The sequence below is a fragment of the Fibrobacter sp. UBA4309 genome, assembly GCF_002395745.1.
Taxonomy (GTDB): domain Bacteria; phylum Fibrobacterota; class Fibrobacteria; order Fibrobacterales; family Fibrobacteraceae; genus Fibrobacter.
The window spans coordinates 1-16,892 of sequence record NZ_DGUN01000026.1 but is presented as its reverse complement, the minus strand read 5'-3'; the positions used below and the strand labels follow the sequence as shown (position 1 = coordinate 16,892).

The 16,892-nt window shown below is 56.1% G+C and carries 12 protein-coding genes; 4 read left to right on the top strand and 8 right to left on the bottom strand.

Annotated features, from left to right (window positions below):
- Nucleotides 1–204, bottom strand: a 204-nt coding sequence (locus tag B3M32_RS02795) for a phosphoribosyl-AMP cyclohydrolase (protein ID WP_290743454.1), incomplete at its 3' end; no start/stop codon positions are given.
- Nucleotides 205–352: 148 nt separating this feature from the next.
- Between B3M32_RS02795 and B3M32_RS02790 the strand changes: the two genes are divergently transcribed.
- Nucleotides 353–1,669 (top strand): FIST signal transduction protein, encoded by a 1,317-nt coding sequence (locus B3M32_RS02790; RefSeq protein ID WP_290743453.1) that lies wholly within the window; start codon nucleotides 353–355, stop codon nucleotides 1,667–1,669.
- On the opposite strand, the gene B3M32_RS02785 is transcribed toward B3M32_RS02790, so the two are convergent.
- The 4 genes from B3M32_RS02785 to B3M32_RS02770 all read right to left on the bottom strand — a co-directional run bounded on the left by B3M32_RS02785 (nucleotide 1,666) and on the right by B3M32_RS02770 (nucleotide 7,285).
- The gene (locus B3M32_RS02785) at nucleotides 1,666–2,937 is read right to left on the bottom strand and encodes a glutamate-5-semialdehyde dehydrogenase (protein WP_290743452.1); all 1,272 of its coding nucleotides are present in this window, start codon (nucleotides 2,935–2,937) and stop codon (nucleotides 1,666–1,668) included. The two genes, B3M32_RS02790 and B3M32_RS02785, sit on opposite strands and share 4 nt — an antisense overlap.
- Nucleotides 2,938–3,099: 162 nt before the next feature.
- Nucleotides 3,100–3,693: a TIGR01440 family protein gene (locus tag B3M32_RS02780; RefSeq protein WP_290743451.1), complete on the bottom strand. Its 594-nt coding sequence runs from the start codon at nucleotides 3,691–3,693 to the stop codon at nucleotides 3,100–3,102.
- Between the two features lie 272 nt (nucleotides 3,694–3,965).
- The gene (gene guaA, locus B3M32_RS02775; RefSeq protein WP_290743450.1) at nucleotides 3,966–5,801 is read right to left on the bottom strand and encodes a glutamine-hydrolyzing GMP synthase; all 1,836 of its coding nucleotides are present in this window, start codon (nucleotides 5,799–5,801) and stop codon (nucleotides 3,966–3,968) included.
- A gap of 20 nt (nucleotides 5,802–5,821) precedes the next feature.
- Nucleotides 5,822–7,285: a leucyl aminopeptidase family protein gene (locus tag B3M32_RS02770; RefSeq protein WP_290743448.1), complete on the bottom strand. Its 1,464-nt coding sequence runs from the start codon at nucleotides 7,283–7,285 to the stop codon at nucleotides 5,822–5,824.
- A gap of 79 nt (nucleotides 7,286–7,364) precedes the next feature.
- Between B3M32_RS02770 and B3M32_RS02765 the strand changes: the two genes are divergently transcribed.
- The gene (locus B3M32_RS02765) at nucleotides 7,365–8,417 is read left to right on the top strand and encodes an outer membrane beta-barrel protein (RefSeq protein ID WP_290743447.1); all 1,053 of its coding nucleotides are present in this window, start codon (nucleotides 7,365–7,367) and stop codon (nucleotides 8,415–8,417) included.
- A 3-nt stretch (nucleotides 8,418–8,420) separates the two neighbouring features.
- Nucleotides 8,421–9,413 (top strand): calcium/sodium antiporter, encoded by a 993-nt coding sequence (locus tag B3M32_RS02760; RefSeq protein ID WP_290743446.1) that lies wholly within the window; start codon nucleotides 8,421–8,423, stop codon nucleotides 9,411–9,413.
- 87 nt (nucleotides 9,414–9,500) lie between these two features.
- Here B3M32_RS02760 and B3M32_RS02755 read toward each other — a convergent pair whose 3' ends face one another.
- The 3 genes from B3M32_RS02755 to B3M32_RS02745 are packed head-to-tail and all read right to left on the bottom strand — an operon-like array spanning nucleotide 9,501 to nucleotide 15,292.
- Nucleotides 9,501–10,745 (bottom strand): nucleoside recognition domain-containing protein, encoded by a 1,245-nt coding sequence (locus tag B3M32_RS02755; RefSeq protein WP_290743445.1) that lies wholly within the window; start codon nucleotides 10,743–10,745, stop codon nucleotides 9,501–9,503.
- Between the two features lie 59 nt (nucleotides 10,746–10,804).
- Complete coding sequence (gene yfcE / locus B3M32_RS02750; protein ID WP_290743444.1) at nucleotides 10,805–11,431, bottom strand: phosphodiesterase; 627 nt, start codon at nucleotides 11,429–11,431, stop codon at nucleotides 10,805–10,807.
- Between the two features lie 9 nt (nucleotides 11,432–11,440).
- The gene (locus tag B3M32_RS02745; protein ID WP_290743443.1) at nucleotides 11,441–15,292 is read right to left on the bottom strand and encodes a DUF3857 domain-containing protein; all 3,852 of its coding nucleotides are present in this window, start codon (nucleotides 15,290–15,292) and stop codon (nucleotides 11,441–11,443) included.
- A gap of 110 nt (nucleotides 15,293–15,402) precedes the next feature.
- Here B3M32_RS02745 and B3M32_RS02740 point away from each other — a divergent pair, with 110 nt between their 5' ends.
- On the top strand, nucleotides 15,403–16,275 hold the full coding sequence (locus B3M32_RS02740; protein ID WP_290743441.1) for a fibrobacter succinogenes major paralogous domain-containing protein: 873 nt from the start codon (nucleotides 15,403–15,405) through the stop codon (nucleotides 16,273–16,275).
- Nucleotides 16,276–16,892: the final 617 nt, after the last annotated feature.

The following is a 16,892-nucleotide window of genomic DNA, read 5'->3' as shown; positions in this document are numbered from 1 at the left end:
GCCCTTGTGCCAGTATTCCTTGCGGCTGCGGCTCCAGAAGACCATCTCGCCGCATTCGTGCGTACGGCGCAGGGCCTCTTTGTCCATCCAGGCCATCATCAGCACGTCGCCCTTGTCGGCGTCTTGCACGATGGCCGGGGCGAGCTTCACGCCGCCGAATTCTACCTCGAACTTAACTTCCTTGATCAGCTCTTCGAACTTCATAAAGATTCCCTCGTTATTCGATAAAGATAGAATATTGGTGATTTTTCACCGGTTTAAGGAAAAAAATCACACTTTAGGGATGAAAATAATAAAAAAGTGATGTTTTTGTATTTTTTATGTTATATTAGACAATTGAGCAGGCTGATATATGATAAGAAAGGTTTTCAATTATAGCGGAATCGATGGATTGAAGCGGGATTTGCTCGCTTTGAAGGATTCCGACGATTTGAAAAATGTCAAGAACATGTATTTCCAGATTTATTCGACTGTTCTTGACGAAGAAAAGCTTCAACCTATTTTCGATACATTGACGGAGATTTTCCCGGACGTGCCGTGGATGGGCAATTCGACCAGCGGGAATATCATCGACAGCGAACAAGCCGGCGATATTGTGATTACGGCGACGCTGTTCCAGGATTTCTCGACGGAATTCCGCCTCTTCCAGTACGATATGCAGAAAATGAGCATCGACGAAATATCTCAGGACGTCCTCGAACAGGCGAAGAACAATCCGTGGGTCAAGGGTGTCGAGATTTACTATACGATTTCGAACGTTTCGACGACGCGGTTCTGCGATGCGTTGAAGGAACTTGCTCCGGGTATCCAGGTTTTTGGTGGAATTGTCTGTTCTCCCGACCTCATGAGCCCGAATTCTTTCGTGTTTTCTTCGGTCGGCGGCCTATGCCGTTCGGGCATACTGGTTGCCTTTTTCGGCGGCATCAACTTTTACGTGAATTCTATCAAGATCAGTGGCTGGCAGCCGTTGGGCCGTACGTTCCGCGTGACCCGTGCATCGGGCAATATTGTCTATGAACTGGACGGCAGGCCTGCTTTCGAGGTCTACCACAAGTACCTGAGCATTGCGAACGACGAGAACTTCTTCATGAACGCGCTCGAGTTCCCGATGCTGTACGAGCACAACAAGACGACCATCGTGCGAGCCCCGGCCGAATGCCGGTTCGACGGCTCCCTGGTGATGTCTTCGGATGTCGATGTCGGGTCCGTGGTCCATATTTCTTATGGAGAGCCGAACACCATCGTGGAATGCATTTCCGAAGAAAGCAAGAAAATCGACCGTTTCTATCCGGAAGTTATCCATATCTTTGACTGTGCCGCGCGCAAGGCTTTCTGGTCTTCGCACGAACCGACCTACGAAATCTACGCGCTCAAGAAGATCGCGCCGAACAACGGCTTTTTCTCGCATGGTGAATTCCTGCGCGAAGAAGGCTGCCTGAACCAGCACAACATCACGCTCGTGATGGCGGGAATGCGCGAAGGCGAACCGCATGTCAACGGAAGGCAGTGGAGCCAGCTTCTCGATGAGCAGAGTACGCCGAAAATCCCGCTTGCGGCGAGAATGGCGACGTTCATCAAGGAAGCGTCCAAGGACTTGGAAGATACCAACCGCAAATTACAGCAGATGAACGAACGTCTGCAGAAAATGGCTGGCGAAAAAGAAAACTAGCCGCGGACCTGTCCGTTGCCGCGCAGAATCCACTTATAGGAGCAGAGACTTTCCACGCCCATGGGACCGCGGGCGTGAAGCTTGTCCGTACTGATACCGACCTCGGCACCCAGTCCGTACTCACCGCCGTCGGCAAAGCGCGTGCTTGCGTTCACCATCACGCTGCTGCTATCGACGTTCGCGACAAAGTAGTCCTGCACGGTTGCGTCTTCGGCAACCACCGCTTCGGTGTGGCGGCTGCTGTTTTGCTCGATATGGTCGCAGGCTTCGGCGACGTTGTCTACGAACTTGACGCTCGCCTTGAGTGCGAGGTATTCGTGGTGGTAGTTGGAGTCTTCACCGATGTCGGCGATGCGGCTGTCGTGGCTCTGGGCGTCCTTGTTGCCATAGAGTTCCACGCCGCGTTCCACGAGGGCGTCGAGCATCTTCTTCACGTCGTTTGCGGCGAGATGGCGGTCGAAAATCACGCATTCCATGGCGTTGCACACGCCGGTGCGCTGCGTCTTCGCGTTAATGAGGATGTTGGTCGCCTTCTCGATGTCGGCGGACTTGTCCACGTACACGTGGCAAATGCCGTTGAAGTGCTTTATCACGGGAATCTTGCTCTGTTCCACCACGGCGCGGATCAGGCGTTCGCCACCGCGGGGAATCACGAGGTCGAGGCAGTCGTTGCGCTGCAAGAGCTTGCCCACCAGGTCGTGGCTCGTTTCGGTGACGAGCTGCACGGCGTTTTCGCTAACGCCGTTTGCGGCAAGCGCTTCGTGGAAAATCCCGGCGAGGCACTTCGCGGAGTTGAGCGATTCCTTGCCGCCGCGGAGGATGACGGCATTGCCCGCCTTGAAGCAGAGGCATGCACCGTCGATGGTCACGTTCGGGCGACTTTCGAAAATGAAGAATACGGCGCCGATAGGCACGGCGACACGGCTGATCTTGATGCCGTTCTTGAGTTCGCGGCTTTCGAGTACGCGGTTCAGCGGGTCGGCGAATGCGGCGATTTCTTCGGCGCCCTTGGCCATGGCCTCGATGCGGGCGTCGTTCAGGGTGAGGCGGTCCATCTTCGAGTCGTCGAGCTTTCCGGCGGCGGCTTCGAGGTCGATCTTGTTGGCGGCGAGAATGGCCTCTTTCTGCTCGCGGAGCATCTTTGCCACGAGGCTTAGCACCGCGCTACGTTTGTCTGCGTTCAGGGTGCGGAGGTCCTTGCTTGCATTTTTGGCGTTTTTTGCCAAAATTTCGGTGTATTCGTCCAAGTTGGAATATTTTTGAGTCATAATTTTAATATAGAAACTTGATTTTTGTCACACAATAGAGTATTTTAAAAATACAGGTTTGTTTTTACTCGCGACAAGGTTTTGTAGTCGCTGGGTATCGGACTTGGGTGTTCAGACTCGGTGTGCTTCTCTCCACACCGAGTCTTTTTTATCCCGTATAAATTACCGGTAGCCGTCCTTGAGGCTTTCGTCGTAGTGGGCGCGTTCCCCGCCGATGAACTTCGGGCGGGTGCGTGCGGCAATCAGGATTGCCTTTCCGACGTGCGTCTGCTGCATGTGTACAGGAACGGCGACTTCCTTCAGGTGCATTCCGATGAGCGTTCCGCCGATATCGAGGCCTGCGTCGGCCTTGATATGCTCGATGGCGACCGGATGCTCGAATGCGCTGTAGCAGGCCGTAGCAAAAGAACCGCCCGCCTTGGGTTGCGGAACAACGTTCACGATTTCGGCATTGGGGACAGCCGCGTGCTCGACGATGATGGCGCGGTTCAGGTGCTCGCAGCACTGCGCCGCGATGTAGATGCCGAGCGGCTTGAATACGGACGAGAGTCCTTCGAAAATCGCCTTGCCGACTTCGGGCACGGAATGGCTCCCGATGTCGTTGCCGAGCGTGGAACTCGTGCTGCAACCGATAACCACAATATTGCCCGCCGTGAGGTGAGCCTTTTCTACAAGTTCTTTAGCGGCGTTCATCGCGTCGTTACGAATCTGTTCGACAAGGTTCTTGTCGTCTATTTCGTATGTAATGCCTGCCATAATAAGTTACTCCCATTGCGTTTTCACTTTGTTCAAGCGCGTGTTCGCGCGCCTCGGTCATAGGTCTGCAAGCGGCCCTATAACACTCGCCTTACTGACGCTTACGCCTACGGCTTCAGCGTCTGCTTGTTCGCCTCGGTCATAAAAATGAGCAAGCTTATTTTTGCGACACTCGGCTCCGCGCTACTCCCACGGCGCTTTCACTTTGTTCAAGCGCGTGTTCGCGCGGCTCGGTCATGACAAAAAGCAAGCTTTTTGTCGCGACTCTCGCCTTATTCCCACTCAATAGTGCCAGGGGGCTTGTGGGTCACGTCGTACCACAGGCTGCCTGCACCTTCGGCTTCGAACTTGCGCCAGAGTCCGGCCAGCATTCCCTGGTCGATTTCGGCGAAGTTGGCTGTCATGGCTTCGGTGGAATTCACCGGGCGCATCACGATGCAGGGCTTGTTAGCCGTGCGGAGCGGAACGAGCACCACGGGCATCTGCCAGATTTTTTCGTACAGGTCGTTTGCCTGCAGGAATTCGGTGCAGATGTTGTCGAACTTGCGGAGCGTATCGAAGTTCTCGCGTGTGGCGAACTGTTCCACAAGCTTCGGGTCTTCGTCAGCCACGCTGCCAATTTGGTAGATGACGCGGTTGATGGCCTTGAAGCGGTTGGCAAGTTCGGTGGAGAACTTTTCGCAATCTTTCCAGGAGAGGCCTGGAGTGGTGATGAGGAACGGCTGCGCGTAGGTACGGCCGTCGCCCTGCACGCCCACGCTCTTGATGGGGAGCAGGCGGCCTGCAATGTTGTTCGCTTTCAGGTAGTCGGCGAGGCTCTGGCCCGAAGTGTCGCGAACATCTTCAAACTTCACCATGTCATCGGAGAGCACGCCGTTGCTGCAGAGCAGGCGAACGCCGAGGCCCGGACCCGGGAACGGGTGACGCCACACGAGGTTGTGCGGAATGCCGAGTTCTTCACCGAGGGCGCGGACTTCGTCCTTGTACAGGTCGGCGAGCGGTTCCAGCACGAGACCCTTTTCCATGAGGTCCAGGACTTCCTGCACGCGGTTGTGGTGCGTCTTGATCTTGTCGGCATTCTTGGTGCCGCCGCTTTCGATGGTGTCGGGGTAGATAGTGCCCTGCGCCATCATCCACTGGTTCGGATCGAGGTTGAGCTTCGCCATTTCCTCGTCCTTCACCGTCAGGAATTCCTTGCCGATAATGCCGCGCTTGGTTTCCGGCGCAGTCACGCCCTTGAGCTTTGCAAGGAAGTGCTCGCTTGCGTCACGAACTTTAAGGTTGTTCATGCCTTCCTTCGTGAGGAAGTCCATAATCTTCTGCGATTCACCGAGGCGCATCATGCCGTTATCCACGTGCAAACCGAGAACCTTTTCTGGTCCGAGCACGCGGTTCAAAAGCACGAATGCTACGGTGGAGTCCACACCGCCGGAGACGAGCAAGAAGACCTTGCGGTCCTTGACCTGGTCCTTGATGCGTTCCGTGATGAGCGGCAAATAGCTCTTCATGTTCCAGGTCTTCTTCGCGCCCGTGAAGTCCACGAAGTTTTCGAGCAACTTCATGCCGAACTTGCTGTGCGTGACTTCCGGGTGGAACTGGATGCCGAAAATCTGACGTTCGGGCTTGTCGCTGTCAAAGGCGACGGCCGCGATTTCGCAGTCCTTGGTGCTCGCCACAATCTTGTAGCCTTCGGGGAGTTTCGTCACCTGGTCGCCGTGGCTCATCCACATCGGGGATGCCTTCGGGAGGCCCTTCAAAAGCGGGCACTTCTCGTCGCGGACTTCCAAGTCGGCGATGCCGTATTCCTTCACCTTGCCCGGTTCAACGTGACCGCCCAACTGCTGGGCGATGAGCTGATGGCCGTAGCAGATGCCGAGTTTGGGCACCGGGAGGTTCAAGATTTCGGGATTGTATTCCGGGGCGTCGGCCGCGTACACGCTACTGGGGCCACCGCTGTAGATGATTCCCTTCACGCCTTCGAGTTCGCTGACGGGAGCGGCGGGGGAGTGGATTTCGGTAAACACGCCCAGACGGCGCACGCGGTTCGCGATCAGGTGGGCGTACTGCCCGCCAAAGTCCAAAACTGCAATAGTATCGACGTTTTTCATACGGGGCCAAAGATAGAAATTTACTCTGCGGAACTCATTTCGCGGGCAAGTTGAATCAACGTCTGCACGCCGAAGCCTGTGGCACCGTACTCGGTGTATTTCCACTTCTTGTCGACGAAGGCGGTTCCCGCGATGTCCCAGTGGGCCCAGGCGGTGTTCTCGGGCACGAATTCCTGCAAGAAGAGGGCGGCGGAGATGGCTCCCGCATCGCTTCCCGTGTTCTTGAGGTCGGCGAACTTGTCCTTGAGCGCGTCGGCGTATTCTTCTTCGAGCGGCATGCTCCAGAACTTTTCGCAGCAGGCTTCGCCACAGTTGATGACCTTCAGGGCGAGCTCGTCGTCGTTGCTGAAGAACCCGGCGACGGCGTATCCGAGCGCACGGACCATGGCGCCCGTGAGGGTTGCGAGGTCCACGATGTGGGTTGCTCCGATTTCACCTGCTTCGGCGAGTCCGTCGCTAAGCACCAGGCGGCCTTCGGCGTCGGTATTGTCGACCATGACGGTCTTGCCGTTCTTGGCCTTGAAGATGTCGCCCGGCAGCACGGACTTGTTGCCGATGGCGTTCTCGGCGAGGCAGCAGACGGCGCTCACGTGGATGGGGAGCTTGAGTGTCGCGATAGCCTGGATGGCGGCGAGCGCGGTAGCCGCACCGCTCATGTCGCTGATCATTTCGGGCATGGACTTGGGCGGCTTGAGGCAGAGACCGCCGGTGTCGAACGTGAGGCCCTTGCCGACGATGACGAGGTGGTCCTTGGAGGTACGCTTGGCGGGCTTGTAGTCGAGCGTAATCATGTAGGGCTCGCGGGAGCTGCCTTTACCTACGGTCACGTGGCCCATGAAGCCTTCTTTTTGGAGCTGCTTCATGTCGCGGACCTTGATGGAAAGCTCCGGCGTGTACTTGGCGATGGTCTTTGCGCGTTCTACGAATTCGGCGGGGTAGAGGTCGGCGGCGCAGGTGTTTATGAGGTTCTTGGCGAGAGTCACGGCCTTCTGTTCCACGGCCACGTCTTCGGCGATTTTCTTGAAACTCTTCAGGCGTTCACCGGCGACAATCTCGAATGTCACGTCAAAATTTTCTTTCTGCTTGCTCTTGTAGGCGTCGAACTTGTAGTTCGCATAGTAAAGCCCGTGAAGGATCGCCTTGAACTGTTCGTCGACGGCGTCGGCGAGGAATAGGTTCACGCAGCCTAGCTGCTTTTTCATGGCGCGGTTGGCCAGACGGTAGGCCGCCATGCGCAGGTGGTCGAGGTTAGAAAGGCCGCGTTCCTTGGCTGCATCTACGAAAATCGTATTGTCCCCGTCGATTTCCAGGAGTTCGAGGTCTTCGAAGGGGCCTTCTTTCATGCCCTTGAGAACGGATTCGACCTGTGTGGTCGCGACATCGGAAAGGATGTTGGAAAACTGGACGGATTCCTTGACAAAGAAAAGGGCGTAGGCCTTGTTGTCTTTTTTAGCTGATTCGTTAGCGACAATAGAAAGTTTCATAATGCCTAAAATGTAGTAAACCGCTACTGCCAAACCACATTTATTTGCTATAATATGGAGGTAAACAACGGAGGATTCTATGAATCTTGGTTTGAACAAAAAAATTGTAGGTTTTGTGTCTGCCCTCGCCATTGCGGGGATGTCTTATGCCCAAGAAGCTCCTGTAGCCCAGGCCGCACCCGCCGCTCCTGCTGAAACTGCCGCTGCGCCCAGCGCGGAACCGGCTCCCACTGCCGAAGCCGCCCCTGCCGCTGCCCCGGTCGCAGCTCCTGCAGAAACGGCCGCCCCTGCCGCAGAACCGGCTTCTGCCGATGCCGCGGCTCCCATGGCTGTCCGTGGAGGCGAAGTCCCTGCCGAAGCGGTGACTGCCCCCGCCCCGACGGAGACCCGTACCGTGACAAAGGTCGTTTATCAGCCTGTCTATACGACGGAACCCACTGCGGTCCGCTCTACCGAATACGTCCCTGTGCAGACGGTCTATGTAGCCCAGACCCCGGGTAAGGATACGGTGACTTTCGATGAACTTCGCGGCCTTGTTCCTATCAAGACCCTTATCGGCGTGCAGGGTGCTGTCGGTTCTTACATCATTTCTTCGGACAATACCGATGATTACTACGATGATTTTGAAGACTACTACGGCATGACATGGCGCGTGGGTGCGTTTACCGTCTTGCCGTTGACCGATTATACGGTGGGTCTGCGTCTCGGCGTCCTGTATGAACAGAGCGATGCCTCCGCGACCGAAGTTTTCACGAATACGTCCGTGAAGGCCATGTTCAAGCAGCGCAAGATCGATGTCCCGGCCTTGTTCGCGTTCAAGAGCCCCAGGTCTTCGTTCATGTTCGAAGTCGGTACGCAGGTTTCGTTCCCGATAAAGGACGAATTCAAGGTTTCCTATGACGACCAAAGCTCCAAGCTCGACATGATCGACAAGGATTACCGCAGATCTGTTGACTGGGATTTTGTTATTGGCTTCGCGGTGAAGGCCAACAACTATGTCGGACTGGATTTCATGATCAATGGCGGCTTGTCCAACATGTATGACTGCAACAAGGTTGAATACGACTCATTCAACCTGAATTCCCTGTCGTCCGTCTCGTTCTTGCTGGGTATTTCCATTTACCTGTTCTAATTGATGATTCTTCCGATTATTGCTGTTATTCTAGGACTTGCCGTGCTCGTATGGAGTGCGGACAAGTTTGTGGACGGTGCCGTGGGTGTCGCGAAGTTTTGCGGCATGTCCACGCTCTTGATTGGGATGGTGATTGTCGGTTTCGGGACGTCGGCGCCGGAGATGGTCGTCTCGGCCATTTCTGCGATGCAGGATGCGCCTGAACTGGCTCTGGGTAACGCTTACGGCAGCAACATCGCGAATATCGCCTTGATTCTTGGCGTGACGGCGGTGATTTCCCCGGTCATCGTGGTGCGGAAGGCGTTGAAGCGCGACTTGCCCGTGCTGATTGCGGTGACGGTGCTTGCCGTAATTCTTGCCTTGGACGGGGCTATCGGGCGTATCGACGGTATCGTGCTCCTGCTCGTGTTCGCGGGCGTGATGGGCTTCAATATCGTTTCTGAAATCAGGCAGAAGCACAAGGTTGGCCATGTCGAGGACTCGGAAGAAAGTTCTAAGGATGTTTCGCTCGGCAAGTCTTTGTTGTGGCTCCTGCTCGGGCTTGCCCTGTTGGTGGCAAGTTCCCGTGCGCTAGTTTGGGGTGCAGTGGCGATTGCGCGCGCCCTGGGCGTGAGCGACCTGCTGATTGGCCTTACGATTGTTGCTGTGGGCACCTCGCTCCCGGAACTCGCGAGTTCCATTGCCGCGGCCCGCAAGGGCGAAGACGATCTCGCCTTCGGCAACATTATCGGTTCTAACTTGTTCAACACGCTCGCGGTCGTAGGTATCGCTGCGACAATTGCGCCGATGCATTCCTTCGAAGCGTCGGTGCTGAGCCGAGACATGCCTGTCATGGCAGTTTTGACCATCTTGCTATTGCTGTTCGGACTGCCCGTGCGCAAGAAACGGATTGACGCCGGCGGTCACCGCATCGGCCGTATCAACCGCATTGAAGGCGCGACCTTCCTCGCAATATACGTGGGCTACATCGGATTCCTGATAGCTCAGGCGATGTAGAATTTAACAGACGTCATTCCGGCCTCCGAGCCGGAACCTAGATGGCGGATCAAGTCCGCCATGACGTTGGCTGAAAAATACAGTCGTCTAATTCGGCGGGAAGAACAGGTACGCAATCGCGATAGCCGCAATCACTCCGACAGCGTCGGCGATGAGCGCGCAGGTGACGGCGTGGCGTGTTTTCTTTACGCCCACGGAACCGAAGTACACCGCGATGATGTAGAACGTGGTGTCGGCGGCGCCCTGGAACATACAACTTAAGCGTCCGGCAAAGCTGTCGGGACCGAGCGTCTTCATGGCGTCGATCATCATGCCGCGGGCACCGCTACCGCTGAGCGGTTTCATGAACGCGGTGGGGAGCGCGGGCACAACGTCATTGCCGATGCCGAAACATCCGAGCACCCAGGAAATCCCGTTCATGAGCAAGTCCATCGCCCCGCTGGCGCGGAACACGGCGACACCGACGAGGATGGCGACCAGGTAAGGAATCACCATGACGGCCGTATGGAAACCTTCCTTGGCTCCTTCTACAAACGCTTCGTAGGCCTGTACCTTCTTGTACACGGCAAGCGCGAGGAACGCAACGATGATGCCGAAGAGGACAATCCCGCTGATGAAAAGGCTAGAAACGCCGATGGCGTCGGCGGTGAGTCTGGAGAAGTAGGCGAGGGTCGCAACGACAACTGCAGTAAGACCGCCGATCCAGGCGAGGGTCACGGGGTCGCGCAGTTTAATCTTCTGGAAAAAGCTTACGGCGATAATGCCTGCAATCGTACTGAAGAACGTCGCAAGCAAGATGGGGAGGAACACGTCGCTCGGGTTGGCTGCGCCCAGCTGTGCACGGTACGTCATGATGCTCACCGGAATCAGCGTGAGTCCGCTCGCATTCAAGACGAGGAACAAAATCTGCGAGTCGCTCGCGACGCTCTTGTCTTCGTTCGGGTTGAGCTCCTGCAGCTGCTTCATGGCCTGGAGCCCCATCGGGGTGGCCGCGTTGTCGAGGCCGAGCATGTTCGCGCTGATGTTCATGAGCATGGTGCCCACGACCGGATGGCCTTTCGGAATTTCCGGGAAGAGCCTGGTAAAGAGGGGCTGCACGATGCGGGCGAGAATCTGCACGGCACCGGCCTTTTCGCCGATTTTCAGGATGCCGAGCCAGAGCGAGAGAATGCCCGTGAGGCCGATGGCGATTTCGAATGCCGTCTTGGACATGTCGAACGCGCCCATGATGGCCTTGTTGAAGATGCCCGTGTCGCCGAAGGCGAGCCACTGCACCATGCAGGCGACAAACGCGCCAAAGAAGAAAATGAGCCAGATGATGTTTAAGACCATGGCGAAAAAATAAAAAAGAGGGCGCGCTTTATGGCGCCATCCCGTGCGAAATGGGGCTTTTAAATCTCGGTAGAAGCGAGTTCGCTGCCGTCGTCGAGCCTGTGGATGCTGAAACGGGCGGGGGAGGTTCCGCTTGCGCTTTCGTACAGCCCGAAGGTAGGCGGGTTGTCACCCTTGGGAAGGCTCGTGGAACCCGGATTCACGAGCAATACGCCTTTGAAGTTCTTCTCGAGTTTCCAGATGTGCGTATGGCCGAACAGGTAGGCGTCTATGCGGGGAATCTCTACGGCGCGGGCAGGGTCTAGCGTGCCGAGCGCATCTGCGGGGAAGCATTCCGGCATAAAGATGTGCCCGTGGCTCAGGAACAGCGTCGTTTCGGCACGTGTTGCGCCTGCGCGGTCGTCTTTCACGACAGCAAATTCGTTCTCGATTTCCATGTCGAGCATCATCAGGTCCACGTCGGCATCGCAGTTGCCGCGTACGGCGGTAATGCAGCCCTTGTAGGGTTCGAGCGCTTCCACGACGCCCATCGGGCCGTGGCCGGCGGGGAGCGGGTTGCGCGGGCCGTGGTAGAGCGTGTCGCCCAGCAAAAAGATACGGTCGCAGTTCCACTTTTCAAAGAACGAAAGCGCCTGCCTCGCCGCAATCGCAGAACCATGAATATCAGATAAAATTAAAGCTTTCATTCCTCAAACCTATTTTACCACAATCATCGGGCTCGTTTCGCTCAACAGGTAGTTCCATTCCTCGCGGATCTTCTCGTATTCGCTCGGGTCGGCGTAAAGCGCGAAGGTGGTCCACTTGATGGAAGACTGTGCCGTTGTCCCGCTGGCCTTGTCGTTACCCTTCTCGAAGCTCACGTAGTCGGGTGTGCGCTGGAACTTCTTGGGCCCGACGATGTTTACGGTACGCCCGCTGGCCGCCTTGACGGTGAGGCTGTAGCTGAACTGCGTTTCGTGCGGCATGCGGATGGGGTGGTGGCGCTTGGAAACCTTCGGGAGTTTGAAGAGGCTCCTTTCCCACACGTTCGGGAATCGTCCCTTGAGTTCGGAACCGCCCTGGCCGAAGTACACCTTCGATGCATAGGTGGCTATGAGGACAAGCGGCTTGTTGAATTCGGCGAGGTTCTCGATGCGGATGTTGCCGATGCTCACGTCGGGGACTCCTGCCGCCATGAAGTCTTCGAGCAGCTGTTCTTGTTCTTTTACGTCGCGGCCGTAGAACTTGTTGCGGATGGCGCTTGCGAACTTGCCTTCGAGCGTCACGGAGTCGCGGAATTCGCATTCGCCGTCGTTGCCGATGAACAGGCGGTGGTCTACCGCAATCTTGTGTTCCTGGTTGTCTTCGAGAATCGGCGTCGTCATGACCTTGCTGTTTTCGTCGTCGATGATGAGCGCGACCTTGCCTTCCATATCGAGCGGTACGGGGCGTTCGTTACCCGTCTTGTCGGTCGCGTCGACCCACATCTCGCTCACCTTGTCCTGCTTGGGGATGTAGAGGATCATGTGGTTGAACTGCTGGATGGTGGGGAGGTGCTCGAAGCCTTCTTCGGTAAGGTGGATGGCGGCGAGGTAGCTCTTGACGCCGATGGCCTGCAGCATTTCCTTGAGCAACAGAGCCATGTCCTTGCAGTCGCCACGACGCTCCTTGAGCGTCACTTCGGCGGTTTGGGGGATAAGGCTGTGACCGCCGAAGCGGACATCGCGGTAGCGGATGTCGTGGCGCACAAAGCGGACTATCGCCTTCACGGCCTCGTCACCGAGCCTGCTGCCGCGAACTTCGAATGCTTTTTCGCGGACGCTCACGGCCTGCTTGAACTGGTGCTTGATGAGGTTGTGGTAGTCTTCGCCGACGGCGCTCCATTCCTGCTTTCCGGTGAGCATAAGCCCTGCGCCGAAGTCGCGATAGACGGGCATGTACATCTCGTGGCGCACCACGACCGGGTTGTCGATCTTCCATTCGATTCCGCCTTTGATGTTGCTCTTTTCGAGCGGGCCGTATTCCTCGGTCACGAACTTGGAAGTGTCCGCGTAGATGCGGAAGATGGACTGGCCTACAGGAATGTCCCTGCTGCTCACGAAGTTGGTATAGGGAATCATTCCCTTGTTCTGGATGTTCGTACGGCTGTACTGCATGTAGATGAAGTCGCCGGGAGCGAGGTCTTGCAGCGGGAAGTGTGCCGTCTGGCTTTCGTTGCCGCCGCCAATTTCGGTAGCGTACGTGATGTAGGCTCCGTTGAGGCTAGCCTTTTGCTTCAGGTTCCAGTTGCTGTCGTAGACTTCGAGCGCGTTGATGTAGATTCGGTCGAAACCGGGCAAGAAGTCGAATGTGAACTCGCGGTAGATGGCGGCGCCGCGCTGGTCGAGGATTTCCATGAGGGTTTCCTCGGTGCGGGTCCACGCGTATCCCTTGTCGCCCGCCTTCTCGGCCTTGATGGTCTCTTTCTGGTAGTGCACGACGGCGGGGAAATCGCCTTCGGTTCCGGCGGACTTTGCGCTTGGGCGCAGCAGCGACTTCAGGTCTTTCGGACGTTCTTCGACAGGCGTGATGGGCTTTTGGAGCGTGCGGTTGTCGGCCTTGCCGAGGAATGCCTTGGTGGCGCTGAGGAAACTTTTCGCATCTTCGTTGTCGGGCTTGAGCGCGAGCGCCTTGGTGAGCGACTTTTCGGCCTCGCGGTAGTTGCGGCTATAGAACAAAATCTTGCCCTGCATGGTCCAAATCTTGTAGTCGTTCTTGTCCTTGGCGAGCGTCTCTTCGCTTATGGCGCGTGCTTCGTCGTAGCGGCCGAGGAACACGAGCGCATCCATCAGGGTTTCGCCGAGTTCCTTGCTCATGCCGAAGCGTCCGCGCACACCGTACAGCACGTCGACGGCTTCGGCGTACTGGTCGAGACCCATGTAAGTCTTTGCGAGGTAGACGCCCAGGCGGCTGCTCGGCTGCCTGTCGTAGAGCCTCTGCACTACCACGAGCGACTGGTGGCGCTGGCCGAGCCCCCAAAGGGCGTCGCTTAAGTTGATGACGTATTCCGGATTGTTCGGCGTGTAGCGCAGCGCCCCTTCGGCGCATTCGCGGGCGTGGCCGTAGTCAAAGAGCGCCTCGTACATCTCGCCGAGGATGGATAGCAGCTTGCCGTTCTTGCGCACGAGTTCCATCTGGCTCGTGAAGTGGCTGATGCCCGGGCCGTACAGCTCCTTCATCTGGTATACGAAACCGCAGTTGATGAGGTAGAGCGGTTCTTCGGGGTCCATCTTGTTGGCGCGTTCAAAATAGCTGAGGGCCACGAGCGGCTGGTTTTCGAGAAGGCGCAAGATGCCTACCTGGCTCATCACGGCGGCGTTGAACTTCGCCTGCTTTTTGGCAGATTCGGCGTCGGTCGCCTGTTCCGGCTTTGCCCCTACGGAAAGGCCCTCGACGGCGTTGTCCATGATCTTGGAATACTTCTTCTTGTTGATTCCCTGGGTCCAGCTGGCGATGAGGATGCCTCGGCCGTTGTCGTAGAAGTAGCGACCCTTGTAATAGAAGTCGAACTTGTTGACGGTGTGGGTGAGGGTGAATTCCTGGGCGTAGCGGTCGCCCACCTTGGTGCGCTGCGTTTCGAGCGTGGGCTCGTTCGGGTCGACGCCGAGCTTTACGAGCAGCACCTTGAACATGTCCTGCTGGTTCACTTCTTCGCTCGGGACCATCGCGCCGTACACGAACAGCGAGATGTCTTCGGCTTTGTTGCTGAGCACGAGGTCCGGGTCGTCGTTCTGCCTTGCGATTCCCGTCCAGAAGTGCCAAAGCGTGTCCTTCGTGCTCCACTTGTAGCCGAGAGCGGTGCTTTCGTATTGCTGGACGCGTTCCGGGGAGAGTTCCGGGCCTTCTTCTTCGGGGATGTCCTTCAGCTCGAATCCGGCGAAGAACTCCTTCCATTCTTCTTTGAGCGCTCCCGCCGGCAGGGTCACGTCCGTCGCCGACAGGCTTAGCGAATAAATGCGGTTCCCGGCGCCGGTGACGAGGCCCACGGCCTCGTAGGGCGTTTCGTAGCGCTTGCCCGCCACATCAAAGAACGCCCCCGTGACCCCGAAAGCCACTTCCGGGTACGTTTCGGCGAGGGTCGCCTTCTTGCCGCTCGCCTCGTACGTCTGCATTTCCATCTGGGCGCGGTCCATGAGCTTCAAGGGTTCGCCCTTCGGGAGCTCGATTTCCACGAGCACGGCGCGACGGCCGGTGCTAGCGTTGTAGAATTCGTAGGGGACGCCGCTCTCGTGGACGCCGTCTTCGCCGACTATCGCCCAGTCGCCACCGGGGAGCTTGAAGCTGAAACCGTCGGAACCATATCCGTCGGAGTTTTTCCTTGCGCTCTTTTTGGGGGCCTGGGTGCCAGTGCTTTCGCTGTCGTCAAAATAGTTGTCGGTATAGCTGCCCTCGTCTGCGCTCTGCTGTGGGTCGGACTCGGTCAGGGGTTGCCCGTTGCCGGCACAGGAAACTAGCGACAAGGCGAAAAACAGTGCGGATAGCGGGGCACAGGCAATATGAAGACTGTTCTTAGACGCGGAAAAATTCATAAGTGCAAAGATACAAAAACGATTTGGGGATGTTGTTAGTAAATTTAAATTACGGATGAAGCGGATTATATTTAGCTAGATTTTTTATGAAAAAATGTTTTGGGGGCTTTATGAAGCATTTGGTTTATGTTTTTGCGCTTGCGTTGACGTTACTGTTCGTCGCCTGCGGTGACGACGAGAGCAGTTTCGCCCCGCGCGATGATGATTCTTCGGTTGAATCGTCTTCCAGTAGTGTCACTCCTTCTTCTAATTCTAGCATTACATCAAGCAACAATGAGATTGCCGAGAATTCTTCGAGTTCTCACGATGGCAATTCTAGCAGTTCTGCATGTCTAGAAACCGCGTGGGATTATTTGAACCCAAATATTGATTATGGCGAAATGGTTGACGTTCGCGATGGCCAAACGTATAAAACAGTAAGGATTGGTGACCAGACATGGATGGCTCAAAATCTGAACTACGAATCGGAAAACAGTCGCTGTTATAAAGATGACGTTTGCAACTGCACTAAATATGGTCGCCTTTACACGTGGGGTATGGCCATGGATAGTGCTGGCACATGGGGCATGAATGGTGAGGGTTGCGGTATGTACAAGAGATGCTCACCGGTATTTCCTGTGCGCGGAATATGCCCAGAGGGCTGGCATTTGCCTAGTTGGGAGGAATGGGAAACTTTACTTACTACAGTCGGCGGCTTATCAACTGCAGGTAAGGTACTCAAGTCCACGTCCGATTGGTGGGATTACAGGGGTGAAAGTGACAATGGTACGGATGATTTCGGTTTCTCTGCACTCCCTGCTGGAGATTTGTCGTATTATACTGGGTTCACTGACTCCCAAACCGAAACTGTCTTTTGGAGTTCTACTGAAAAAAGTAACGATCGCTCGAACTGCTTATTTTTGCACTACACCTCCGGCATTGCGTCTGTGCAATATTACGTTATGCACAACCGTTTTTCCGTCCGCTGCGTGAAGGATTATTAGTCCTGCATCAAGATGGTCCTGGCAGTTCAAAATAAAGCCCGAGTTTCGTGAAGCCCGAAGGGACTAACAGTCTGATTGAGACCGTTCGCGCTACACTCTGGTTAATATACTCTGGTATGCGCTCACTCTCGCCATCACGCCTCGTTAATACGAGGCGCTTATGGCTCACAGAGGGCTGAGCAGTAACCGCTCTTAACACGTACCTAGCGGTAACATTACATAACGGAGCCCCTCTCGTGTTTCTTTGCGGAGAGGAGGCGTTTCGCAAAGCAAACACTTCAACGAAGTGATCGTCGTGAGCCAAAAGCGGCACTGCGCAAGCGTGCCGTGTTGGGGAGAGCGAGTGAGAAACCGGAGGTTCTTAACAAGCCAACGAACGAGCGGTCTGTATGAGCGTGCGAAATGCCACTCGAAGCAAACATATTTCCGTTAGGGACGTTCTTTTCTAGTGGGGACATCCGATGCTGTCTTTCGTCAGCATGACGTTCTGCAGGACTGTTCTCTTCGACGAAAAGAAGGAGGACCCCGCCTTCGCGGGGTTGACAGCGGTTAGTTGACAGCGGTTGGGGGCGTTACGGGGGTGCCCCCCGTTAGTGAACCGACCCCAAAAAGTTGGA

Excerpts from the sequence above, each read along its gene's own strand:
- guaA (WP_290743450.1), bottom strand. The coding sequence starts at position 5,801 with ATGAAAAACGTCGATACTATTGCAGTTTTGGACTTTGGCGGGCAGTAC.
- B3M32_RS02780 (WP_290743451.1), bottom strand. The coding sequence starts at position 3,693 with ATGGCAGGCATTACATACGAAATAGACGACAAGAACCTTGTCGAACAG.
- B3M32_RS02740 (WP_290743441.1), top strand. The coding sequence starts at position 15,403 with ATGAAGCATTTGGTTTATGTTTTTGCGCTTGCGTTGACGTTACTGTTC.
- B3M32_RS02745 (WP_290743443.1), bottom strand. The coding sequence starts at position 15,292 with ATGAATTTTTCCGCGTCTAAGAACAGTCTTCATATTGCCTGTGCCCCG.
- B3M32_RS02785 (WP_290743452.1), bottom strand. The coding sequence starts at position 2,937 with ATGACTCAAAAATATTCCAACTTGGACGAATACACCGAAATTTTGGCA.
- yfcE (WP_290743444.1), bottom strand. The coding sequence starts at position 11,431 with ATGAAAGCTTTAATTTTATCTGATATTCATGGTTCTGCGATTGCGGCG.
- B3M32_RS02755 (WP_290743445.1), bottom strand. The coding sequence starts at position 10,745 with ATGGTCTTAAACATCATCTGGCTCATTTTCTTCTTTGGCGCGTTTGTC.
- B3M32_RS02765 (WP_290743447.1), top strand. The coding sequence starts at position 7,365 with ATGAATCTTGGTTTGAACAAAAAAATTGTAGGTTTTGTGTCTGCCCTC.
- B3M32_RS02760 (WP_290743446.1), top strand. The coding sequence starts at position 8,421 with ATGATTCTTCCGATTATTGCTGTTATTCTAGGACTTGCCGTGCTCGTA.
- B3M32_RS02790 (WP_290743453.1), top strand. The coding sequence starts at position 353 with ATGATAAGAAAGGTTTTCAATTATAGCGGAATCGATGGATTGAAGCGG.
- B3M32_RS02770 (WP_290743448.1), bottom strand. The coding sequence starts at position 7,285 with ATGAAACTTTCTATTGTCGCTAACGAATCAGCTAAAAAAGACAACAAG.